The organism is Streptomyces sp. NPDC050485, from assembly GCF_044458185.1.
Taxonomy (GTDB): domain Bacteria; phylum Actinomycetota; class Actinomycetes; order Streptomycetales; family Streptomycetaceae; genus Streptomyces.
In genome coordinates this window covers 256,894-279,291 of the sequence record NZ_JBITHR010000002.1, presented here as the reverse complement: position 1 = coordinate 279,291, position 22,398 = coordinate 256,894, and the positions used below count along the sequence as shown (strand labels likewise).

At 68.3% G+C, this 22,398-nt stretch carries 20 protein-coding genes; 9 read left to right on the top strand and 11 right to left on the bottom strand.

Annotation, left to right across the window (positions count from 1 at the left end; translation table 11 throughout):
- Positions 1-60: 60 nt before the first annotated feature.
- The 7 genes from gyrA to dnaA all read right to left on the bottom strand — a co-directional run bounded on the left by gyrA (position 61) and on the right by dnaA (position 11,876).
- Positions 61-2,658 carry a DNA gyrase subunit A gene (gene gyrA, locus ACIBK6_RS04965; protein WP_399048844.1) on the bottom strand — a complete coding sequence of 866 codons (2,598 nt, stop codon included), beginning with the start codon at positions 2,656-2,658 and terminating at the stop codon, positions 61-63.
- Between the two features lie 44 nt (positions 2,659-2,702).
- Positions 2,703-4,766: a DNA topoisomerase (ATP-hydrolyzing) subunit B gene (gyrB, locus tag ACIBK6_RS04960; protein WP_399048842.1), complete on the bottom strand. Its 2,064-nt coding sequence runs from the start codon at positions 4,764-4,766 to the stop codon at positions 2,703-2,705.
- A 517-nt stretch (positions 4,767-5,283) separates the two neighbouring features.
- Positions 5,284-5,826, bottom strand: coding sequence for a DUF721 domain-containing protein (locus ACIBK6_RS04955; protein ID WP_399048841.1), 543 nt, complete (start codon positions 5,824-5,826; stop codon positions 5,284-5,286).
- Positions 5,823-6,944 (bottom strand): DNA replication/repair protein RecF, encoded by a 1,122-nt coding sequence (gene recF, locus ACIBK6_RS04950; protein ID WP_399048840.1) that lies wholly within the window; start codon positions 6,942-6,944, stop codon positions 5,823-5,825. Before recF ends, ACIBK6_RS04955 begins: the two co-directional genes overlap by 4 nt.
- A 42-nt stretch (positions 6,945-6,986) precedes the next feature.
- A complete protein-coding gene (gnd, locus tag ACIBK6_RS04945) occupies positions 6,987-7,862 on the bottom strand; it encodes a phosphogluconate dehydrogenase (NAD(+)-dependent, decarboxylating) (protein WP_399048839.1) in 876 nt (291 codons plus the stop codon).
- A 129-nt stretch (positions 7,863-7,991) separates the two neighbouring features.
- Positions 7,992-9,122 carry a DNA polymerase III subunit beta gene (dnaN, locus tag ACIBK6_RS04940; RefSeq protein ID WP_399048837.1) on the bottom strand — a complete coding sequence of 377 codons (1,131 nt, stop codon included), beginning with the start codon at positions 9,120-9,122 and terminating at the stop codon, positions 7,992-7,994.
- Positions 9,123-10,049: 927 nt separating this feature from the next.
- Complete coding sequence (dnaA, locus tag ACIBK6_RS04935) at positions 10,050-11,876, bottom strand: chromosomal replication initiator protein DnaA (protein WP_399048836.1); 1,827 nt, start codon at positions 11,874-11,876, stop codon at positions 10,050-10,052.
- Between the two features lie 383 nt (positions 11,877-12,259).
- Here dnaA and rpmH point away from each other — a divergent pair, with 383 nt between their 5' ends.
- The 9 genes from rpmH to ACIBK6_RS04890 all read left to right on the top strand — a co-directional run bounded on the left by rpmH (position 12,260) and on the right by ACIBK6_RS04890 (position 19,165).
- On the top strand, positions 12,260-12,397 hold the full coding sequence (gene rpmH, locus ACIBK6_RS04930) for a 50S ribosomal protein L34 (RefSeq protein ID WP_006381191.1): 138 nt from the start codon (positions 12,260-12,262) through the stop codon (positions 12,395-12,397).
- Between the two features lie 18 nt (positions 12,398-12,415).
- Positions 12,416-12,787 carry a ribonuclease P protein component gene (rnpA, locus tag ACIBK6_RS04925; protein WP_399048835.1) on the top strand — a complete coding sequence of 124 codons (372 nt, stop codon included), beginning with the start codon at positions 12,416-12,418 and terminating at the stop codon, positions 12,785-12,787.
- Positions 12,784-13,113, top strand: a complete 330-nt coding sequence (gene yidD, locus ACIBK6_RS04920) for a membrane protein insertion efficiency factor YidD (protein ID WP_399048834.1) — start codon at positions 12,784-12,786, stop codon at positions 13,111-13,113. Before rnpA ends, yidD begins: the two co-directional genes overlap by 4 nt.
- A gap of 3 nt (positions 13,114-13,116) precedes the next feature.
- Complete coding sequence (gene yidC / locus ACIBK6_RS04915) at positions 13,117-14,403, top strand: membrane protein insertase YidC (protein ID WP_399048833.1); 1,287 nt, start codon at positions 13,117-13,119, stop codon at positions 14,401-14,403.
- Between the two features lie 15 nt (positions 14,404-14,418).
- Positions 14,419-14,931, top strand: coding sequence for a protein jag (locus ACIBK6_RS04910; RefSeq protein WP_399048832.1), 513 nt, complete (start codon positions 14,419-14,421; stop codon positions 14,929-14,931).
- A gap of 111 nt (positions 14,932-15,042) precedes the next feature.
- The gene (rsmG, locus tag ACIBK6_RS04905) at positions 15,043-15,768 is read left to right on the top strand and encodes a 16S rRNA (guanine(527)-N(7))-methyltransferase RsmG (RefSeq protein WP_399048831.1); all 726 of its coding nucleotides are present in this window, start codon (positions 15,043-15,045) and stop codon (positions 15,766-15,768) included.
- 306 nt (positions 15,769-16,074) lie between these two features.
- Positions 16,075-17,151, top strand: coding sequence for a ParA family protein (locus ACIBK6_RS04900; RefSeq protein ID WP_399048829.1), 1,077 nt, complete (start codon positions 16,075-16,077; stop codon positions 17,149-17,151).
- A complete protein-coding gene (locus tag ACIBK6_RS04895) occupies positions 17,148-18,242 on the top strand; it encodes a ParB/RepB/Spo0J family partition protein (RefSeq protein ID WP_399048827.1) in 1,095 nt (364 codons plus the stop codon). Before ACIBK6_RS04900 ends, ACIBK6_RS04895 begins: the two co-directional genes overlap by 4 nt.
- A 305-nt stretch (positions 18,243-18,547) precedes the next feature.
- Positions 18,548-19,165 carry a GNAT family N-acetyltransferase gene (locus tag ACIBK6_RS04890; protein WP_399048825.1) on the top strand — a complete coding sequence of 206 codons (618 nt, stop codon included), beginning with the start codon at positions 18,548-18,550 and terminating at the stop codon, positions 19,163-19,165.
- Between the two features lie 79 nt (positions 19,166-19,244).
- On the opposite strand, the gene trxA is transcribed toward ACIBK6_RS04890, so the two are convergent.
- The 4 genes from trxA to sigM form a co-directional block, all read right to left on the bottom strand.
- A complete protein-coding gene (gene trxA, locus ACIBK6_RS04885; protein ID WP_399048823.1) occupies positions 19,245-19,580 on the bottom strand; it encodes a thioredoxin in 336 nt (111 codons plus the stop codon).
- A gap of 52 nt (positions 19,581-19,632) precedes the next feature.
- Positions 19,633-20,592: a thioredoxin-disulfide reductase gene (gene trxB / locus ACIBK6_RS04880; protein WP_399048822.1), complete on the bottom strand. Its 960-nt coding sequence runs from the start codon at positions 20,590-20,592 to the stop codon at positions 19,633-19,635.
- 139 nt (positions 20,593-20,731) lie between these two features.
- A complete protein-coding gene (locus ACIBK6_RS04875) occupies positions 20,732-21,691 on the bottom strand; it encodes a hypothetical protein (RefSeq protein WP_399048821.1) in 960 nt (319 codons plus the stop codon).
- The gene (sigM, locus tag ACIBK6_RS04870) at positions 21,688-22,392 is read right to left on the bottom strand and encodes an RNA polymerase sigma factor SigM (protein WP_399048820.1); all 705 of its coding nucleotides are present in this window, start codon (positions 22,390-22,392) and stop codon (positions 21,688-21,690) included. Before sigM ends, ACIBK6_RS04875 begins: the two co-directional genes overlap by 4 nt.
- Positions 22,393-22,398: the final 6 nt, after the last annotated feature.

The following is a 22,398-nucleotide window of genomic DNA, read 5'->3' as shown; positions in this document are numbered from 1 at the left end:
GCCACGGGCACCGTTCGCTCCGGAAGCGGCCGCTCCGGCGCCCGTGGCTCCACTCACGCTTTACTCCTCGTGCTCCCCGGCCAAGGGCTGGACGCCCTCGGCAGCAGCCTCGGCAGTAGCGCCCTCGGCGTCGTCGGCCCCGTCGACCTCTACGGCCTCGCTGCCCGCCTCGGCGTTACGGGCGATACCGACCACGGCATCGCGCTTGCCCAGGTTGATCAGTTGGACGCCCATGGTGTCACGGCCCGTCTCCCTGACCTCGTTGACTCGCGTACGAATCACACCGCCGCCGAGCGTGATGGCGAGGATTTCATCGCTCTCCTCCACCACCAGCGCGCCGACCAGCGAGCCCCGGTCCTCCACGATCTTGGCGGCCTTGATGCCGAGGCCGCCGCGACCCTGGACGCGGTACTCGTCGACGGGAGTGCGCTTCGCGTACCCGCCATCGGTTGCGGTGAAGACGAACGTACCGGGCCGGACGACATTCATCGAGAGCAGTTCGTCGCCCTCGCGGAAACTCATCCCCTTGACGCCCGAGGTCGCGCGTCCCATCGGGCGCAGCGCGTCGTCCGTCGCCGTGAAGCGGATGGACTGCGCCTTCTTGCTGACCAGCAGGAGATCGTCCTCGGCGGAGACCAGCTCCGCGCCGATCAGTTCGTCGTCGCCGCCGTCCGCGGTCTCCCGCAGATTGATGGCGATGACACCACCCGAACGGGGCGAGTCGTAGTCCTTCAGGGACGTCTTCTTCACCAGGCCGCCCTTGGTGGCCAGGATCAGATAGGGCGCCGCCTCGTAGTCGCGGATCGCGAGGATCTGGGCGATCTTCTCGTCCGGCTGGAAGGCGAGCAGGTTGGCGACGTGCTGACCGCGCGCGTCGCGTCCCGCGTCCGGCAGTTCGTACGCCTTGGCCCGGTAGACCCGGCCCTTGTTGGTGAAGAACAGCAGCCAGTGGTGGGTGGTGGAGACGAAGAAGTGGTCGACGATGTCGTCCTGCTTCAGCTTCGTGCCCCGCACGCCCTTGCCGCCGCGCTTCTGCGAGCGGTAGTCCTCGGTCTTGGTCCGCTTGACGTAGCCGCCATTGGTGATGGTGACGACGATGTCCTCTTCGGCGATCAGGTCCTCGATGGACATGTCACCGTCGAACGGCACCAGCGCCGAGCGCCGGTCGTCGCCGAACTTGTCGACGATCGCGGCCAGTTCCTCGCTGACGATCGTGCGCTGCTTCTCGGGCGAGGCGAGGATCGCGTTGTACTCGTTGATCTTCGCCTGGAGCTCGTCGTGCTCGGCGACGATCTTCTGGCGCTCCAGGGCGGCGAGCCGGCGCAGCTGCATCTCAAGGATGGCGTTGGCCTGGATCTCGTCGATGGAGAGCAGGCCCATCAGGCCCTCGCGCGCGACCTCGACGGTGTCGCTGCGCCGGATCAGCGCGATGACCTCGTCGATCGCGTCCAGCGCCTTGAGCAGGCCGCGCAGGATGTGCGCCCGCTCCTCAGCCTTGCGCAGCCGGAACTTCGTCCGCCGGACGATGACCTCGATCTGGTGCGTCACCCAGTGGCGGATGAACGCGTCGATCGAGAGCGTGCGCGGTACGCCGTCGACCAACGCCAGCATGTTGGCGCCGAAGTTGGACTGCAGATCGGTGTGCTTGTACAGGTTGTTCAGGACGACCTTGGCGACCGCGTCCCGCTTGAGGACGATCACCAGGCGCTGGCCGGTACGGGAGCTGGTCTCATCACGGACGTCCGCGATGCCGCCGACCTTGCCGTCCTTGACCAGGTCGGCGATCTTCTGCGCGAGGTTGTCCGGGTTGGTCTGGTACGGCAGTTCCGTGACCACCAGGCACTGGCGGTTCTGGATCTCCTCGACCGCGACGACCGCGCGCATGGTGATGGAGCCGCGACCGGTGCGGTACGCCTCCTCGATGCCCTTGCGGCCCACGACCAGCGCGCCGGTGGGGAAGTCGGGCCCCTTGATGCGCTCGATCAGCGCGTCCAGGAGCTCCTCGTGCGAGGCCTCCGGGTTCGCCAGGTACCACTGGGCACCCTCGGCGACCTCGCGCAGGTTGTGCGGCGGGATGTTGGTGGCCATGCCGACCGCGATCCCGGCCGAGCCGTTGACCAGGAGGTTGGGGAAGCGCGCCGGCAGGACCGTCGGCTCCTGGTTGCGGCCGTCGTAGTTGTCCGTGAAGTCGACGGTCTCCTCGTCGATGTCGCGGACCATCTCCATCGACAGCGGCATCATCTTGCACTCGGTGTACCGCATGGCGGCGGCCGGGTCGTTGCCCGGGGAACCGAAGTTGCCGTTGGAGTCCACCAGCGGCATGCGCATCGACCAGTGCTGGGCGAGGCGCACGAGCGCGTCGTAGATCGAGGAGTCGCCGTGCGGGTGGTACGTACCCATGACGTCACCGACGACGCGGGCACACTTGTAGAAGCCCTTCTCGGGCCGGTACCCGCCGTCGTACATGGCATACAGGACACGGCGGTGGACGGGCTTCAGTCCGTCCCGTACGTCCGGCAGCGCACGCGAGACGATGACGGACATCGCGTAGTCGAGGTAGGAGCGCTGCATCTCCGTCTCGAGCCCGACGGGCTCGATGCGCAGAACAGGGCCTTCCTCGGTGGGTTCAGCGGTCGCGGGAGTGTTCTCGTCGGCCATTGCTGGTTCTCAAGTCCTTTCGAAGCGGTCAGCGACAGACCGAGTCAGATGTCGAGGAAGCGGACGTCCCGCGCGTTGCGCTGGATGAACGAGCGGCGTGCCTCGACGTCCTCGCCCATCAGCACCGAGAACAGGTCGTCGGCCTGGGCCGCGTCGTCCAGGGTGACCTGGCCGAGCACCCGGTGCTCGATGTCCATGGTGGTGACGCGCAGCTCCTCGGCGTTCATCTCACCAAGACCCTTGAAGCGCTGGATCGAGTCCTCACGGATCCGCTTGCCGTTCTGCTTGCCGAGCTCGGTGAGCGCGTCGCGCTCACGGTCCGAGTACGCGTACTCGAAGTCGTCCCGGCCCCACTTGATCTTGTAGAGCGGCGGACGCGACAGGTAGACGTGCCCGGCCTCGACCAGCGGCCGCATGAAGCGGAACAGGAAGGTCAGCAGCAGGGTGTTGATGTGCTGGCCGTCGACATCGGCGTCCGCCATCAGGATGATCTTGTGATAGCGGAGCTTCTCGATGTCGAAGTCCTCGTGGACCCCGGTACCGAACGCCGAGATCAGCGCCTGGACCTCGGTGTTCTGCAGGATCTTGTCGATCCGGGCCTTCTCGACGTTCAGGATCTTGCCTCGGATGGGCAGGATCGCCTGGTACATCGGGTTGCGGCCGGACTTCGCCGAACCACCGGCGGAGTCACCCTCGACGATGAAGATCTCGCACTTGGTGGGGTCGTTGGACTGGCAGTCCGAGAGCTTGCCGGGCAGCGACGCCGACTCGAGCAGCCCCTTGCGGCGGGTCAGGTCACGCGCCTTGCGGGCGGCGACGCGGGCCGTCTGCGCCTGGATGGACTTGCGGATGATGTCCGCGGCCTCGTTGGGGTTGCGGTCGAACCAGTCGGTGAGGTGCTCGTGCACCACCTTCTGGACGAACGTCTTCGCCTCGGTGTTGCCCAGCTTGGTCTTGGTCTGACCCTCGAACTGCGGCTCGCCCAGCTTGACGGAGATGATCGCCGTCAGACCCTCGCGGATATCCTCGCCCGAGAGGTTGTCGTCCTTCTCGCGCAGCAGCTTCTTGTCACGGGCGTACCGGTTGACCAGGCCCGTGAGCGCGGCACGGAATCCCTCCTCATGCGTACCCCCCTCATGCGTGTGGATGGTGTTCGCAAAGGAGTAAACGCCCTCGCTGTACTGAGAGTTCCACTGCATCGCGATCTCGGCCGAGAGAAGTCGCTCCTTGTCCTCGGCCTCGATGTCGATCACGGTCGGGTGGATCAGCTCGCCCTTGCGCGAGTTGAGGTACTTCACGAAGTCGACGATGCCGCCCTCGTAGAAGTACTTCACCGAGAGGGGCTGCTGCTCCTCCGCCTCATCGGTGGTGTCGGCGCCCGAGACGGCCTTCGCCGACTCGCGCTCGTCGGTCAGCGTCAGGGTCAGGCCCTTGTTGAGGAAGGCCATCTCCTGGAAGCGCCGCGAGAGCGTCTCGAAGGAGTACTCGGTGGTCTCGAAGATGTCGCCGTCGGCCCAGAAGGTGACCGAGGTGCCGGTCTCCTCGGTGGCCTCGTGCTGGGCGAGCGGCGCGGTCGGGACGCCCGCCTTGTAGTCCTGCGTCCAGCGGGAGCCGTCGGTCTTGATCTCGACCGAGACCTTCGTGGACAGCGCGTTCACCACGGAGACGCCCACACCGTGCAGACCACCGGAGACGGCGTAGCCGCCGCCGCCGAACTTGCCGCCCGCGTGCAGCACGGTCAGCACGACCTCGACGGCCGGCTTGCCTTCGGACGGAATGATGCCGACCGGGATACCGCGCCCGTTGTCGATCACTCGTACGCCGCCGTCCGCGAGGATGGTGACGTCGATCCTGTCCGCGTGCCCGGCCAGGGCCTCGTCGACCGAGTTGTCGACGACCTCGTACACGAGGTGATGCAGACCACGCTCACCGGTCGAGCCGATGTACATGCCGGGTCGCTTGCGGACCGCGTCCAGACCTTCGAGGACGGTAATCGCGCTGGCGTCGTACGAGGCGGTGACCTCGCCGTTCTCCCCGACGGCAGTGGACGGGGTGTTCTCGTTGGGGTTGCCGGAATCGGCCACGAAGCGCCCTTTCTGGCACAGCACAAGCCTTCCCCTGTCAGGCAGGAGCGGCTGCGTCGTTCAGCGATGGTCAGCGTCGGGCACCGCCCGTGGGGGCAGGCGTCCGTCCGCGTCTTTCGGTGCATCCCGCGAGGACGGCGGGATTATTGACCAGTCTACCGGTAGCGCCGACATGAATGGGGGTTTGCCGGTGCCTGAGTCCGCATGTGCCGCCCTGAGCGGGCGCCTACCGACTCCCCATATTCGGGGAGGGGCCCCAAGAGCTTCACACGGGCATTCAGCGCTTCGACCTGTCAACCTCCGACTACGGTGAGGGACGCCTCATGCCCCTCACCCGGTTTCAGGCACCTCTCGCGCCCCGTTTTCCCACGTCATCAGGGGTGCGGCGGAGACGCGTAGGACACCCCTCGGCGCGCCCGGACGTCCCGTCCATCGCGGACGTCTCCTCCACGACGTCTCCTCCATACGGAGGGCGTCGCGTCACAGAGGGCGTCGCGGAGGGATCCGGTCCCCCGGCTCACCGGGGGCGCGCCGCCGGCCATCACCCGTAGGTGTCGCCCGGCCCGGTGCTCCCCGGCGCGCGCAGCCTGCCGTAGCGCTGCGGCGGTCCGCTCGGGCCGAACACCTTGATCAGCCGGACCGTGCCCTGCCCCAGGTCCGCGTTGAGCCGCGCCACCAGCTGGGGCGCGAGCAGCCGCAGCTGGGTCGCCCAGGCCGTCGAGTCGCACTGCACGGTGAGGACGGCCTCGGTCTCGTCGTACGACTGGGGTACGCAGTGGTTGGCGAGGTCGTCGCCGACGATCTGCGGCCAGCGGCCCATCACCCCGCCCACCGCGGCCGGCGTCTCCCAGCCGCGCTCGCTGATCAGCCGGTTGATCGCGGCCCCCAGCGGCAGCGGGTCGCGCCCGTCGGCCCGCGCGCCGGAGCGCAGTCCGCCGCCCCGCCGGGCCTGCTTCTTCTGCTGCGCGGCCGCGCCCCGCGCCTTGGCCTGCTCCTTGGCCGCGCGCAGCGCGACCCGCGCCAGATCGACCCCGGAGGACTCGGGCACCTTCGGCTGCTCGGCGGATCCGGATGCCTCGCTCATACCCGCGCCACCTCGCCCGCCGCGACCTCGTAGCGCACACCCGCGAGGATCCCCGGAACGTCGTCGTCCACCGCGGCGGTCACCAGGACCTGCTCGCCCGGAGCGACCAGTTCCGCGAGCCGCTCGCGCCGCTTGGCGTCCAGCTCGGCGAACACGTCGTCCAGGACGAGCACCGGCTCGTTGCCCTCGGCCCGCAGCAGGTCGTACGAGGCGAGGCGCAGTGCCAGGGCGTACGACCAGGACTCGCCGTGGCTCGCGTACCCCTTGGCGGGCAGCTCGCCGAGGTGCAGCAGAAGATCGTCGCGGTGCGGCCCGGCCAGCGTCACACCCCGCTCGATCTCCTGCTTGCGGACGTCCGCGAAGGCCGCGATGAGCTGGCCGTACAGCTCGTCGCGGGTGTGTCCGGAGCCCGGCGCCGACGGCTTGTACTCCAGGGCCAACGGGCCGCCGCCCGGGGCCAGTTGCTCGTACGCCTTGTCCGCCAGCGGCTGCAGCGCGGCGATCAGGTCGAGGCGCTGGGCGAGGAGCTCGGCACCGGCCTGGGCGAGGTGCTGGTCCCACACGTCGAGTGTGGACAGGTCCATGCCACGGCCGCCGTGCCGGCGGGCCATCGCGGCGGACTTCAGGAGGGTGTTGCGCTGCTTGAGGACCCGGTCGTAGTCGGACCGCACCGCGGCCATCCTGGGCGAGCGCGCGGTGATCAGCTCGTCGAGGAACCGCCGCCGCTCCCCGGGGTCGCCCTTGACGAGCGCCAGATCCTCCGGGGCGAACAGCACAGTCCGTACGATCCCCAGCACATCGCGGGGTCTGACCTGCGAGGACCGGTTGATACGGGCCCGGTTGGCGCGGCCGGGGTTGAGTTCGAGCTCGATCAGCTGGGAGCGCTCGCCCTGGGTGACGGCCGCGCGGATGACCGCCCGGTCGGCGCCCATGCGCACCAGCGGCGCGTCGGAGGAGACCCGGTGGCTGCCGAGCGAGGCGAGATAGCCGACTGCCTCGACCAGATTGGTCTTGCCCTGCCCGTTGGCCCCCACGAAAGAGGTGACGCCCGGGTCGAGCGGAACCTCGACCCGGGCGTACGAGCGGAAGTCGGCCAGCGAGAGATGCGTGACGTGCATGGTGTCGCCGACCTCCCCCGGCTGACCTACTGCTCTTTACTGCTACTTGGACTCGACCGCGTGGCCGCCGAACTGGTTGCGCAGCGCGGCGATCATCTTCATCTGCGGGGAGTCGTCCTGCCGGGACGCGAACCGCGCGAACAGCGAGGCGGTGATCGCGGGCAGCGGCACGGCGTTGTCGATGGCGGCCTCGACCGTCCAGCGGCCCTCGCCGGAGTCCTGCGCGAAGCCCTTGAGCTTGTCGAGGTGCTCGTCGTCGTCCAGTGCGTTGACCGCGAGGTCGAGCAGCCAGGAACGGATGACCGTGCCCTCCTGCCAGCTGCGGAACACCTCGCGGACGTCGGTGACCGAGTTGACCTTCTCCAGCAGCTCCCAGCCCTCGGCGTAGGCCTGCATCATGGCGTACTCGATGCCGTTGTGGACCATCTTCGAGAAGTGGCCGGCGCCGACCTTGCCCGCGTGGACCGAGCCGAAGTCGCCCTCGGGCTTCAGTGCGTCGAAGACCGGCTGGACCTTCGCGATGTTCTCGGCGTCGCCGCCGTACATCAGCGCGTAGCCGTTCTCCAGGCCCCAGACGCCGCCGGAGACACCGCAGTCGACGAAGCCGATGCCCTTGATGCCCAGCTCGACGGCGTGCTTCTCGTCGTCGGTCCAGCGCGAGTTGCCGCCGTCCACGACGATGTCGCCGGGCGACAGGAGCTCGGCGAGCTCGTCGATGGTGGACTGCGTCGCGGCGCCCGCCGGGACCATCACCCACACCACTCGCGGACCCGTGAGGCTGTCCACAAGTTCCTTGAGGCTGTGGACATCCGCTACGTCCGGGTTGCGGTCGTAACCGATGACGGTGTGGCCTGCGCGGCGGATGCGCTCGCGCATGTTGCCGCCCATTTTGCCGAGGCCGACGAGACCGAGCTCCATCACATGATCCTTTGACGTTGTGGCTTTCGTACCCGCGTCCGAGCCTACGCCGGGGCCTTCGCACACACCTGCGGGGTCAGCCGCTCAGACGTACGCCCCGGGACCCGGGGCGTACGTCCGCAAAGCCACTCAGCCGGACAACCGCACCGGCATGATCAGGTACTTGTACGCGTCGTCCGCCTCGGCGTCCAGCGCGGGCTTGCCGCTGAGCAGCGCCGGCTTGGTCGAGGTGGTGAAGGCGAGCTGGGCGACCGGGGAGTCGATCGCGCTCAGGCCGTCGAGCAGGAAGGTCGGGTTGAAGGCGATCGAGATGTCGTCGCCCTCCAGGCTGGCGTCGACCCTTTCCACAGCCTGTGCGTCGTCGCTGGAACCGGCCTCCAGGATGAGCACGCCCTGCTCGAAGCTGAGCCGCACCGGGGTGTTGCGCTCGGCGACCAGGGACACGCGCTTGACGGCCTCGACGAAGGGGGCGGTCTCGATCACCGCGACCGAGTTGAACTCGGTGGGGAAAAGCGTCCGGTACTTCGGCAGGTCGCCCTCGAGCAGGCGGGTGGTGGTGCGGCGGCCCGCGCCCTCGAAGCCGATCAGGCCCTCACCGGCGCCGGAGCCGGAGAGCGCCAGGGTGACCGTGTCGCCGCTGGTGAGCGCCTTGGCGGTGTCCAGGAGCGTCTTGGCGGGCACCAGGGCGACCGCGGAGGCGTCCGGGTTCTCCGGCTTCCACAGGAACTCGCGGACCGCGAAGCGGTAGCGGTCGGTGGAGGCCAGGGTGACCGTGTCGCCCTCGATCTCGATGCGGACGCCGGTCAGCACGGGCAGCGTGTCGTCGCGGCCGGCCGCGATGGCGACTTGGGCGGCGGCGGAGGCGAAGACCTCACCGGGAACGGTGCCGGTGGCGGTCGGCATCTGCGGCAGCGCCGGGTACTCCTCCACAGGAAGGGTGTGGAGGGTGAATCGCGAGGAGCCGCAGACCACGGTCGCCCGTACACCGTCGGTGGAAATCTCCACCGGGCGGTTGGGGAGAGCGCGGCAGATGTCGGCGAGGAGGCGGCCGGAGACGAGCACCGTGCCGTCCTCGTCCACCTCGGCGTCGACCGAGACCCGCGCCGAGACCTCGTAGTCGAAGCTGGAGAAGCTGAGCGCGCCGTCCTCCGCCTTCAGAAGAAGGCCCGCGAGTACGGGCGCGGGCGGACGGGCCGGGAGGCTGCGGGCCACCCAGGCCACCGCCTCCGCGAGTACATCGCGCTCCACCCGGATCTTCACCGGAACCGCCTCCTGCTGTTGCTGGCTCGCCCTGCTGGCTTTCGTCGTCGGCTGTATCGCCGGGGACCAGTCTGACGTACGCCGCTGACACTCGGTGCGCGTCGGGGTCAAGTCGCGTCGAGCGGTGTCGGGAGCTCCGGCGGCCAGTTGTGCACAGGCCCCACTTCGAAGCGGATTCCGAGCTAACTCTAAGTGGGAGTAGTAGTAGGGCCTGTGGAAACCGTGGATAACCCCGTTTGCGCAGGTCACGCCCAGTTTTTTGTCCACTGCCCCTGTGGGTGGAGCCGGTGGACAACTCATGGTTTCTGTGGACGCCCGAAAGTTCTGCACAACCAATGCACAGGAGGGGGCTACTTCTCCCCAGGGCTGTCCCCAGCTTTACCCACGTTCCCCACAGGCCAACCCGCCTCCTTGGTGTGACGGCTTTCACTCGGTCCAGTGATCCCGGGTGTTTCCTTGCCGAACAGTGGACAGGGGTGTGGAGAACGTGGTTGAAGCTGGGGACAACGGATCAAGACCTGTGGGTCGCCGGTGGACAACTTCACCCACAGGCTGTGGACAGAGATTTCATCCACAAGCTGTGGAACGACGATGCCCACAAATCCACAGGCTGTTGACCTGGGGTGATGGAGTATCAGCCGCTACGCCTGTGGAAGCAATCTGGACAACTTCGCGGTCCCCAGGGTGTGGACGGAAGAAAGTCCCCGGATCTGTGGAGAACCGCCTCTGACCAGCCGGTATTCGAACACCGGGGGCTCCGTCGGCCTCGTACACACGCTTCCTTCGGAGCCGTACGCACGTATTCCGGGGCCTCCCGAGGGCCTCCCGAAGGCTCGGAACGGGCCCGGACCGGAGTCCGGGAACGCCGAAGGGCGCCCGGAGAATCGATCCCTGGGCGCCCTTCGGGGTGTGTCCGCTGAGGCTCTGTCAGCCGTTCTTGATGCGGTTGGTGAGCTCGGTGACCTGGTTGTAGATGGAGCGGCGCTCCGCCATCAGCGCGCGGATCTTGCGGTCCGCGTGCATCACCGTCGTATGGTCGCGGCCGCCGAACTGGGCCCCGATCTTGGGCAGCGAGAGGTCGGTGAGCTCGCGGCACAGGTACATGGCGATCTGGCGGGCCGTCACCAGGACCCGGCTGCGCGAGGATCCGCAGAGGTCCTCCACCGTCAGACCGAAGTAGTCGGCGGTCGCCGCCATGATGGCGCTCGCGGTGATCTCGGGCGCCGAGTCCTCGCCGCCGGGGATCAGGTCCTTCAGCACGATCTCGGTCAGCCCCAGGTCCACCGGCTGCCGGTTGAGCGAGGCGAACGCCGTGACCCGGATCAGCGCGCCCTCCAGTTCGCGGATGTTCCGCGAGATCCGGGACGCGATGAACTCCAGGACCTCCGGCGGGGCGTTGAGCTGCTCCTGCACCGCCTTCTTACGGAGGATCGCGATACGCGTCTCCAGCTCGGGCGGCTGCACATCAGTGGTGAGGCCCCACTCGAAACGGTTCCGCAGCCGGTCCTCCAGGGTCATCAGCTGCTTGGGCGGCCGGTCCGAGGACAGCACGATCTGCTTGTTGGCGTTGTGGAGCGTGTTGAAGGTGTGGAAGAACTCCTCCTGCGTCGACTCCTTGCTCGCCAGGAACTGGATGTCGTCGACCAGGAGGATGTCCACATCGCGGTAGCGCTTGCGGAAGGTGTCGCCCTTGCCGTCGCGGATCGAGTTGATGAACTCGTTGGTGAACTCCTCGGAGCTCACGTACCGCACCCGTGTGCCGGGATACAGACTGCGCGCGTAGTGCCCGATCGCGTGCAGCAGATGGGTCTTGCCGAGGCCCGACTCCCCATAGATGAACAGGGGGTTGTACGCCTTGGCCGGCGCCTCGGCGACTGCGACGGCTGCGGCGTGCGCGAACCGGTTCGACGAGCCGATGACGAAGGTGTCGAAGAGGTACTTCGGGTTCAGCCGCGCGTGCGGCTCGCCCGGACCGCCCTGCGCGGGCGCCCCGCCGGACGGGGACGGCGCCAGATGACCGGAGCCGCCGCGCTGCGGGGCCTGCCCGTCCGGCAGATCCCGGCGCTCGGGCCGCTCATGCCGTTCGTGCCGCTGTTGCTCGTACGGCTGCGGCTTGGGCTGCTCGTACTGCGGGCGGTCCGGTCCGTACTGGCCGCGGTCCTGCTCGTACTGGCCCCGCTCCTGGCGCTCCGGCGGCTGCGGTGACCGGTAGTCGTGCTGCGGCTGCTGCGGGCGGGGGCTGCCGTAGGGCTCGCGCCACTGCTCGCCGGACGGCTCGCGGTCCTGGAAGCCGCCGAGGCGGGGCTGCTGCCAGAGGTCTTCCTGGGCGCGCGGCCAGGCGCCGGGCTCGGGACGCTGCTGGTACTCGCCGGGGTAGGCGGGGCGCACCGTGGGCAGCCCGTCGTCGGCGGGCCGGCCGTACGGGTCGTCCTGGTAGCGCTGGGGCTGCTGCTGCTGCGGAGGCTGCGGCGCGGGCTCGCCCACGGAGTCGTCGACGGTGATCGCGATCCGGATGGTGCGGCCGCACTCGCGGCTCAGGGTCTCGCTGATCAGCGGGGCGAGCCGGCCCTCCAGGACGCGCTTGCCCCATTCGTTGGGGACGGCGAGCAGGGCGGTGTCGGCCACCAGTGCGAGCGGCTGGCAGCGCTCGATCCACTGCTTGTCCTTGGGCTCGATGCCCTGCTGCCCCTCCCCGAGGAGATGCTCCAGCACTCGTGGCCACACTGCGGCAAGATCGGCAGGTACGTCAGCCACAGGGCACGCTCTCTCGCAGGTCCCACGAATGTGTGGTTCTCGGGACGGGATGGGATGGCACAGACGGCCAGGCAAGGACAGATGGGGAAAAGATTCTCGGAGTTCAGCCACGGTAGTCGGGGCCACTGACGTGGTTCAAGTTGTTGTCCACAGCCTGTGCACAGTGGGCCCCGTCAAGACGCCGGTTTGACCGGATGGCGTAGCCGCGCGTACCGTAACCAGGTCGAGTTGTCGATGGCTGCTGCCGCCTGCCTCCGATGGGCAAAGATCACGATCTGTGATCGTGAAGCGGTGCACACGGGCGTATACGCGAGCTACTCGTGGGCGCACGGTGACAGCCAGGCGATGTCCCGCCGCCAACGAATCATTTCTGGAGCCCCCGAGTGAGCAAGCGCACCTTCCAGCCGAACAACCGTCGCCGCGCCAAGACCCACGGCTTCCGCCTGCGGATGCGTACCCGCGCCGGCCGCGCGATTCTCGCGAACCGCCGTGGCAAGGGTCGCGCCAGCCTGTCCGCGTAATCGCGAACAGGTCATGACGTGCTGCCTACCGAGAATCGGCTGAGGCGGCGCGAGGACTTCGCGACCGCGGTACGCCGAGGACGCCGGGCCGGCCGCCCGCTCCTCGTCGTCCATCTACGCAGCGGTGCAACGGACCCGCACGCGCCTGGGGAGAGCGCTCCCCCGACGCGTGCGGGTTTCGTTGTCAGCAAGGCCGTGGGCGTAGCGGTCGTCCGCAACCTGGTGAAGCGCAGGCTTCGCCATCTGATGCGTGAACGGCTCACCCAGCTGCCCGCCGGTAGCCTGGTGGTCGTACGGGCGTTGCCCGGTGCGGGTGATGCCGACCATGCACAGCTGGCCCGAGACCTGGACGCCGCTCTTTCGCGGCTGCTGGGAGGGGGCGCGCGATGAAGTACCCGCTGCTGGCCCTGATCAAGCTGTACCAGTGGACGATCAGCCCACTCCTCGGGCCCGTCTGCAGGTACTACCCGTCGTGTTCCCACTATGGATATACGGCGATCGACCGGCACGGCGCGGTCAAAGGCACTGCCCTGACCGCCTGGCGCATTCTGCGGTGCAATCCGTGGTCGCCGGGCGGCGTGGACTACGTACCGGAGCGCAAACGACCTCGATGGCACGAGGCGTTGCGCGCTGCCTGGCGCGGCAGGAAGGGCGGGACGTCCGCCGCTGAGACCAGCCCGGCCGCAGAGACTCCGCCCAATGCTCAAGGAGCCTGATTAGTGGACACGATTGCCAGTCTGTTCAGCTTTATCACTTGGCCCGTTTCCTGGGTCATCGTCCAGTTCCACACGTTGTACGGCGCGATCTTCGGGCCGGACACGGGCTGGGCCTGGGGCCTGTCGATCGTGTCCCTCGTGGTGCTGATCCGTATCTGCCTGATCCCGCTCTTCGTGAAGCAGATCAAGTCGACCCGGAACATGCAGGCGCTCCAGCCGAAGATGAAGGCGATCCAGGAGCGCTACAAGAGCGACAAGCAGCGACAGTCCGAAGAGATGATGAAGCTGTACAAGGAGACGGGTACCAACCCGCTCTCCTCGTGCCTTCCGATCCTCGCCCAGTCGCCGTTCTTCTTCGCGCTCTACCACGTGCTCGCCGGCATCGCCAACGGCAAGACCATCGGCGTCATCAACCAGCCGCTGCTGCAGAGCGCCCAGAAGGCCCACATCCTCGGTGCCCCGCTGGCCGCGAAGTTCACGGACGGCGCGTCCAAGGTCGAGGCCCTCGGCGCCACGCTCACCGACGTCCGGGTCGTCACCGCGATCATGATCGTGCTGATGTCGGCCTCGCAGTTCTTCACCCAGCGCCAGCTGATGACGAAGAACGTGGACCTGACGGTCAAGACGCCGTTCATGCAGCAGCAGAAGATGCTGATGTACGTCTTCCCGGTCATGTTCGCCGTGATGGGCATCAACTTCCCCGTCGGTGTCCTCGTCTACTGGCTGACCACCAACGTGTGGACCATGGGCCAGCAGATGTACGTCATCAACCAGAACCCGACGCCGGGTTCCAAGGCTCAGGCGCACTACCTGGAGCGACTGGTCAAGAGCGTCTCCGTGCACGGTGAGGTGCGCGGCAAGCGGCGGCTCGCCGTCGTCCAGGCGATCGTGGCCAAGGGTCCGGACCGCAACGACAACGAGCGCAAGTTCATCACCAGCCTGTCCAAGCAGGGCTTCGCGGCCCAGGCCGACGGCAGCGTGCTGAAGAGCGACACCGCGGCCGCCGAGGCCGAGGGGGCGGCGCCGAAGCGTCAGCAGCCGAAGCGGCAGACCAAGGCGCAGCGTCAGGCCGCGGCTCAGCAGGACGACGCGGCCGCGAAGACCTCGCTGGCGAAGGACTCCGGGGACGCCGCGGACGAGGTGTCCGAGGAGAAGAAGGCCGAACCGCAGGACGCGAAGCCCCAGCCGGAAGCCAAGCCGAAGCAGGGCAAGCCCACCGCCGGCCAGGCGCGAGCCAAGTCGGGTCAGCGCAAGGGTCAGCAGCGGCCCAAGCACCCGTCCAAGAAGTAAGAAGGAGTCCATCCCGTGACGGAAGGCACCACCTCTCCGGCCGCCGAGGGCGTCGACCCCCTTTCCCGCCTGGAGCAGGAAGGGGAGATCGCCGCCGATTACCTCGAGGGCCTGCTCGACATCGCCGACCTCGACGGCGACATCGACATGGACGTCGAGGCGGACCGTGCCGCGGTCTCCATCATCAGCGACAGCAGCACCCGTGATCTGCAGAAGCTCGTGGGCCGCGACGGTGAGGTGCTGGAGGCGCTCCAGGAGCTGACGCGGCTCGCCGTGCACCGCGAGACCGGGGACCGCAGCCGGCTGATGCTGGACATCGCGGGGTACCGGGCCAAGAAGCGCACGGAGCTCGCCGAGCTGGGTGCCAAGGCGGCGGACGAGGTGAAGAGCACCGGTGCGCCGGTGAAGCTGGACCCGATGACGCCGTTCGAGCGCAAGGTCGTGCACGACGCGGTCGCGGCCGCGGGGTTGCGTAGCGAGTCGGAGGGCGAGGAGCCCCAGCGTTTCGTCGTCGTGCTGCCCGCCTGAGCGGTCCCAGTTTTCTCGGCCCCGTCTGTTCGCAGGCGGGGCCGATCTTTGTCAGCCTGATAGTCAGCCGCCACAGTGCGGTCATGCGTAGGTAGGGAAGGGACGGTCCCCGTGACGGAGGCAGAGGCAGCAGCGGAGCTTCCCCCGGCGCCGGAAGTGGCGCGGGCGGTTTTCGGTGAGTTCTTCCCGGAAGCCGTGCGGTATGCGGAGCTGCTCGCGGATGCGGGGGTCAAGCGCGGTCTCATCGGGCCGCGTGAGGTGCCGCGTCTGTGGGAGCGGCATCTGCTCAACTGCGCGGTGCTCTCCGAGGTCGTTCCGGAGGGCGTCACGGTCTGCGACGTCGGTTCGGGTGCGGGCCTGCCCGGCATCCCGCTGGCGCTGGTGCGGCCGGACCTGAAGATCACCCTGCTCGAACCGCTGCTGCGGCGCACCAATTTCCTCCAGGAGGTCGTGGAGCTCCTCGGTCTCGACCATGTGACCGTGGTCCGCGGCCGGGCCGAGGAGATGCTGGGCAAGGTTCCGCCGGTGCACGTGGTGACGGCCCGCGCGGTGGCGCCGCTCGACCGGCTGGCCGGCTGGGGCGTTCCGCTGCTGCGTCCCTACGGCGAGATGCTGGCGCTCAAGGGCGACACGGCCGAGGAGGAGATCATCGGTGCACGCGCCGCCCTGAGCAAGCTCGGTGTGGTGGAGACCACGGTGCTTCAGGTCGGCGAGGGCATCGTGGACCCGCTGTCCACGGTCGTACGGGTCGAGGTCGGCGAGAGCCCGGGTGGTGTGCGGTTCGCCGCGAAGCGCGCCAAGGCCGCCAGGACGAGCCGAACCCGGCGCCGCCGCTGAGCCGTTGCCCCCTGGAGTCTGTGCCTTGTGGGTGCGTTCAGGGGGCGAATGCTCCATAGAAGGCGGCATACGTACGCATTTCGGAGTGTCGTAACGGACTCCGGTGAGCGCGGATGCATCGTGTTTCACGTGAAACGTCGCTCACTGCTGCATGGAATCATCAGCCGCGGCCGTGCGGCTTCCTCGTCGCGCGACCGCAGACCGTTCGCAGGGGGCCCCGAGTCCCCCGAGAGGGCTGCGGAGTTGTCCACAGAGGTGGATTCATCCACAGAAGACCGGGCCTCGCTGGTTCACGACCCCGAAGACATGGGAGGCTCTGCTTATTGCGAGCCTGAAGTCGAGGAGAGTGAATCCTTGCGGTCCGACGCCAACATCGCGGGACCGATGACCGATCCGGTCCCCGGTCCCCGTACCGAATCGGCGGGGGAGGATGTTTCACGTGAAACACCGCCCCCGATGGACGACACCCCCATCGGTCGTGCTGCCCAGCTGGCGGTGGAAGCTCTCGGCCGGGCCGGCGAGGGTCTGCCCCGGCCGGAGCAGACCCGAATCATGGTCGTTGCCAACCAGAAGGGCGGCGTAGGAAAGACCACCACCACGGTCAACCTCGCCGCTTCCCTTGCGCTGCACGGTGCGCGGGTACTGGTGGTCGACCTCGATCCACAGGGCAACGCCTCGACGGCACTGGGTATCGACCACCACGCCGAAGTCCCTTCGATCTATGACGTGCTGGTCGAGAGCAGGCCGCTCGCCGAAGTCGTGCAGCCCGTCCCGGACGTCGAGGGCCTCTTCTGCGCGCCCGCCACGATCGATCTCGCCGGTGCGGAGATCGAGCTCGTGTCCCTGGTGGCTCGGGAGAGCCGGTTGCAGCGCGCCATCCAGGCGTACGAGCAGCCGCTGGACTACATCCTCATCGACTGCCCGCCTTCGCTGGGCCTGTTGACGGTCAACGCGCTGGTCGCGGGGGCCGAGGTCCTGATTCCGATCCAGTGCGAGTACTACGCGCTGGAGGGTCTTGGCCAGTTGCTGAGGAACGTCGATCTGGTGCGAGGCCATCTGAATCCGGCGCTGCATGTGTCGACGATTCTTCTCACCATGTACGACGGCCGGACCAGGCTCGCCTCGCAGGTGGCCGACGAGGTGCGCAGCCACTTCGGCAAAGAAGTGCTGCGGACCAGCATCCCGCGTTCGGTCCGCATCTCCGAGGCGCCGAGCTACGGACAGACGGTGCTCACGTACGACCCGGGCTCCAGCGGCTCGCTCTCGTACCTAGAAGCTGCCCGCGAGATCGCCCTGCGCGGTGTCGGTGTGCAGTACGACCCCACGCACGCGCATGTGGTCAGCCAGAACAACCAGCACAGCATGTCGGAGGGGATCCAGTGAGTGAGCGACGTAGAGGATTGGGGCGTGGGCTCGGTGCGCTGATCCCTACCGCCTCGCAGGAGAAGCCGGGCTCCTCGGTGAGGACGGCTTCCACGTCTCCGTCTTCGGTGCCGCTGCTGACTGCGGAGCGGGGGGTGGCGGCCGCGAAGGTGGCGACGCTGCCGGCGGCTTCTGTTTCACGTGAAACATCGCTGCCCGAGCCCGAGGCCGCACCGGAACTGGTGTCGTCGGCCGGTGCGTTCTTCGCCGAGCTGCCGATCGACTCGATCACGCCCAACCCGCGCCAGCCGCGTGAGGTGTTCGACGAGGATGCTCTCGCCGAACTGGTCACCTCCATCAAGGAAGTCGGGCTTCTCCAGCCCGTCGTCGTCCGGCAGACTGGCCCCGAGCGCTACGAGCTCATCATGGGCGAGCGGCGCTGGAGGTCCTGCCGTGAGGCTGGACTTGAGCGGATCCCTGCCATCGTCCGGGACACCGACGATGAGAAGCTCCTTCTCGACGCCCTTCTGGAGAACCTCCACCGGGCCCAGCTGAACCCGCTGGAAGAGGCTGCCGCCTACGACCAGTTGCTCCGGGACTTCAAGTGCACCCATGACCAGCTGGCGGACCGCATCGGCCGCTCGCGGCCGCAGGTCTCCAACACGCTGCGGCTGCTGCGTCTTTCGCCGCCCGTGCAGCGCAGGGTCGCCGCCGGTGTCATCTCGGCGGGCCATGCCCGGGCGCTGCTCTCGGTGGAGGACACCGGGGAGCAGGACCGGCTGGCCCACCGCATCGTGGCGGAGGGACTCTCGGTGCGGGCGGTCGAGGAGATCGTCAGCCTGATGTCCTCGGAGCCTCAGGCCGCTCCCAAGGCCAAGGGGCCGAGGGCAGGAACGCGTCTGTCGCCCGCTCTCTCGGATCTGGCCAACCGGCTCTCGGACCGCTTCGAGACGCGGGTGAAGGTCGATCTGGGCCAGAAGAAGGGAAAGATCGTCGTCGAGTTCGCCTCGATAGACGATCTGGAGAGGATTCTCGGCACCCTCGCCCCGGGCGAGGGGCGGGTCCTGGAGAAGGGGCTCGCCGAGGACGCCTCGGAGGACGGCGACAGCTGAATCCGTGCGGCGCCGCTTGAGGGCGGGTCGTGTTCCGGTTCCTACCGGAACACGACCCGCCCTTTGCATGCGGACGCTATCCCCGCCATGACCGGGTGGATACGATGCGTACTGGTATGGCACATCCACCTTGATCCACCTTCTAGGGGGCGCGAGGCCATGCGAACGGTGAGCCGCACTCAACTGGTGACAGCGGGTCTTGGCCTCGGGGCCGTCGGCGGATTCGTCGGGAGCCTGCTCCGGGAGCGGGGCGCGCTGACAGCCGCGCGGGGTGCAGCAGGCGAGGGAAGTGAGGAACAGCCTTCATGGGGCGTCGGCTCGTACCGCTCACGCTGGACAACCTTCCGGACCTCCCCAAGCGTTGCCGCTCCTGTGTCTTCTGGGAACTCGACCCGGTCAGCGGAGAGGCCGCGTTAAAGGCCGGCCGGCCCGAACTGGAGAAGGAGGCCTGGATCTCCGCCGTGCTCCTGGAATGGGGCTCCTGCGGACGGGTCGTCTATGTCGATGACATTCCGGTCGGTTACGTGCTCTACGCGCCCCCGGCCTACGTGCCCCGGGCCACGGCCTTCCCCACCAGCCCGGTGTCCGCCGACGCCGTACTGCTGATGACCGGGTGGATCATGCCGGGCTATCAGGGGCAGGGGCTGGGGAGAGTGATGGTGCAGACGGTCGCCAAGGATCTGCTGCGCCGGGGCGTGAAGGCCATCGAGGCGTTCGGAGACGCCCGTTGGCGGGAGCCCGCCTGTGTGCTTCCGGCGGACCATCTGCTGGCGGTGGGGTTCAAGACCGTACGGCCGCATCCGAGGCATCCGCGCATGCGGCTCGAACTGCGCACGACGCTGTCCTGGAAGGAAGACGTCGAACTGGCCCTGGACCGACTGCTGGGCGCAGTTCAGAAGGAACCCGCGCTGAGGCCGCTGTAGGAGTCGACTTCACGTGAAACGGGCCCGCCCCCTCAAGGGGGCGGGCCCGTTTCACGTGAAACAACGAGCGAGTGGAGACTTACTTCTCGCCGATGAAGCCGTCGAGGTCACGCAGGAGCGCCGCCTTCGGCTTGGCGCCGACGATCGTCTTGGCGACCTCGCCGCCCTGGTAGACGTTGAGGGTCGGGATCGACATCACGCCGTACTTGGCGGCGGTCGCCGGGTTCTCGTCGATGTTGAGCTTGACGATCTCGATCTCGTCGCCGTGCTCGGCGGCGATGGCCTCCAGCGACGGAGCGATCTGGCGGCACGGGCCGCACCACGCGGCCCAGAAGTCCACGAGGACGGGCTTGTCGCTCTTGAGGACGACCTCATCGAAGTCGGCGTCGGTGACGTTCTTCAGGGTGCCGGCCACGGCAGTCTCCTAAGGGGGTGTGGGAGGGGAAGGGAGAAGCTGGAAGGAAGGCTCAGACGGTGGCTGCGGCCTTCTCGCCGTCGGCGAGGGCGGCGAGGAAGCGCTCTGCGTCCAAGGCGGCGGAGCAGCCGGTGCCGGCGGCCGTGATGGCCTGCCGGTAGGTGTGGTCGACGACATCGCCGGCGCCGAAGACCCCCGTCAGGTTGGTGCGGGTCGACGGGGCGTCGACGTTCAGGTAGCCCTCGTCGTCCAGGTCGAGCTGGCCCTTGAAGAGCTCGGTGCGCGGGTCGTGGCCCACGGCGATGAAGAGACCGGTCACCGGCAGCGGGGAGGTCTCGCCGGTCTTGGTGTTGCGCAGGGTCAGACCGGAGAGCTTCTGGTCACCGTGGATCTCGGCGACCTCGCTGTCCCAGGCGAACTTGATCTTCTCGTCGGCGAAGGCACGCTCCTGCATCGCCTTGGAAGCGCGCAGGCTGTCGCGGCGGTGGACGATCGTGACGGACTTGGCGAAGCGCGAGAGGAAGGTCGCTTCCTCCATTGCGGTGTCGCCACCGCCGACCACGGCGATGTCCTGGTCCTTGAAGAAGAAGCCGTCGCAGGTGGCGCACCACGAGACGCCGCGGCCGGACAGCTTGTCCTCGTTGGCCAGGCCCAGCTTGCGGTGCTGCGAGCCGGTGGTGACGATGACGGCCTTGGCCCGGTGGACGGTGCCCGCGGTGTCCGTGACGGTCTTGATGTCACCGGTCAGGTCGACGGCGACGACATCGTCCGGAACCAGCTCGGCGCCGAAGCGCTCGGCCTGGCCGCGCATGTTGTCCATGAGCTCGGGGCCCATGATGCCGTCCTGGAAGCCCGGGAAGTTCTCCACCTCCGTGGTGTTCATCAGCGCACCGCCGGCGGTGACGGCGCCCTCGAACACCAGCGGCTTCAGCGACGCACGTGCGGTGTACAGCGCGGCCGTGTATCCGGCCGGGCCCGAGCCAATGATGATCACGTTACGGACGTCGCTCACGGGTTTCTTCCTCGTCTCTGCGGACTGCCTGCTGCCTGTCGGGGCCCCGGTCCAGGACTCTCACCCCACCCAACGGATCCTACGGGGGATGCATTCCCGAGCCGGACGGGCGGCACGGAGACTCGGCTTGCGCCCTGTCTCAGGGGCGGGGATAGGAGTGTGTCAGCAACAGCTTTCCCTGAGCCGGGGGCGTGGCGGTCACGCAGGTGGCGTCAACGACGTACGCCTCCACGTTGGCGGGGTTCGCCCGGTCGGGCAGCACGACGAGATACGCCTTGGTTCCCTCGTACGTGCCCTGCTCGGCCGCCAGAGGAGATTGGGAAGGACGCCCGGTGCCTTCCTGGACACAGGACGGCACGCTGACGGCGGACCGGACCCCGTCCCCCGCGTTCTCGTCGTTGGGTGCCTTCTTCGTTGACGGCGCGATCTTGGCCGAGGGGGCGCTCTGCGCGGTCTGGCCGCCGTGCTGGGATGCCAGCAGCGACTGGACCCGCCCTTCGAGCGTGTCCGATGCGAACACGTTGCCGCTGGGCCGGGGCGTACCGGACGCGTTGGCGTTGGCCCTGGAGGAGGACGAGGGTGCCTGGTCGCTCTGCACGAAGAAGATCCCCGCGCCGATGGCCGCGGCGCCGAGCACGGCGCTGAGCACGGCCGTACGGCGGCGACGTGCCTTGGCGGAGCGGCCGGGGCCGGTGGCGGCTCGGCCGCGCCCGGCGGGGCGGTCAACCACGGGAGCGTCGGGCCGTGCAGCGGCCGGGGCAGGATCGGCCGTCGGCTCGCTCGCGGTGGCGGGTGTTTCACGTGAAACATGCGTCGTTTCACGCGCGGTGTCCTCGGGGGCCGTAGCGTTGAGCAGCGCCTCTGCGGCGAGCGCCGCATCGATGCGCCCCGCCACATCGGCGGGCATCCGCTGCGGCCCGGGCAGCGTGCCGAGCAGATCACGGATCTCTTCGAGCGAGGCCCGTACATCGGCGCAGAGGGCGCAGTCCTGGAGGTGCCTGCGGACGTCCGCCGTACGGGACGGCGGCAGAATGCCCTCGGTGAGTTCGGAGATCTCCGAGACGTCCGGGTGTTGTGTCGTTCCGGTCGTGGATGTCACGCGCGCCCACCTCCGCCCTTCACGGCAGCCGAATCGCTCGGTCCTGCGTTGTCTGTGCCCGACGCCGGTGGGACGGATGTCCCCGGCGTCCGGTTCCTTCCCCCACCGGACTCACTGCTACCCCCCGCGTCACCGCGCAGATGAGTGAGCAGCGGCACCAGCCGTGCGCGCCCCCGTGCACAGCGGCTTTTCACGGTGCCGGTGGGGACATCGAGCATGCGGGCCGCCTCCGCCACCGGATAGCCCTGCATGTCGACCAGTACGAGGGCGGCGCGCTGGTCAGGAGGGAGGGTCCCCAGTGCCTCGATGAGCTGGCGGTGCAGGTCCTGACGCTCGGCTGGGGCTTCGGCCGACTCGTGCGGCTCGATGAGCTGCTCAAGGCGCTCGGGATCGTCGACCGGGGACGTCTTGCGGGAAGCCGCCTTGCGGGCACGGTCGAGACAGGCGTTCACCGTGATGCGGTGCAGCCAGGTGGTGACGGCCGACTGCCCACGGAAGGTGTGCGCGGCACGATAGGCGGAGACGAGGGCGTCCTGGACGGCGTCAGCGGCCTCCTCGCGGTCGCCCAGGGTGCGCAGCGCCACCGCCCAGAGCCGGTCGCGGTGACGCCGCACGAGTTCACCGAAGGCGTGGGGGTCGCCGTCCACATGGCGCGCCAGTAGGTCCTGGTCGCTCAGGTCGCCCAGTGTGGCCTCGTCCAACGGTGA

Coding starts and splice junctions, on each gene's coding strand:
- gyrA (WP_399048844.1), bottom strand. CDS start 2,658: ATGGCCGACGAGAACACTCCCGCGACCGCTGAACCCACCGAGGAAGGC.
- ACIBK6_RS04955 (WP_399048841.1), bottom strand. CDS start 5,826: ATGAGCGAGGCATCCGGATCCGCCGAGCAGCCGAAGGTGCCCGAGTCC.
- recF (WP_399048840.1), bottom strand. CDS start 6,944: ATGCACGTCACGCATCTCTCGCTGGCCGACTTCCGCTCGTACGCCCGG.
- gnd (WP_399048839.1), bottom strand. CDS start 7,862: ATGGAGCTCGGTCTCGTCGGCCTCGGCAAAATGGGCGGCAACATGCGC.
- yidD (WP_399048834.1), top strand. CDS start 12,784: ATGAAGTACCCGCTGCTGGCCCTGATCAAGCTGTACCAGTGGACGATC.
- ACIBK6_RS04900 (WP_399048829.1), top strand. CDS start 16,075: ATGGGAGGCTCTGCTTATTGCGAGCCTGAAGTCGAGGAGAGTGAATCC.
- ACIBK6_RS04890 (WP_399048825.1), top strand. CDS start 18,548: ATGGGGCGTCGGCTCGTACCGCTCACGCTGGACAACCTTCCGGACCTC.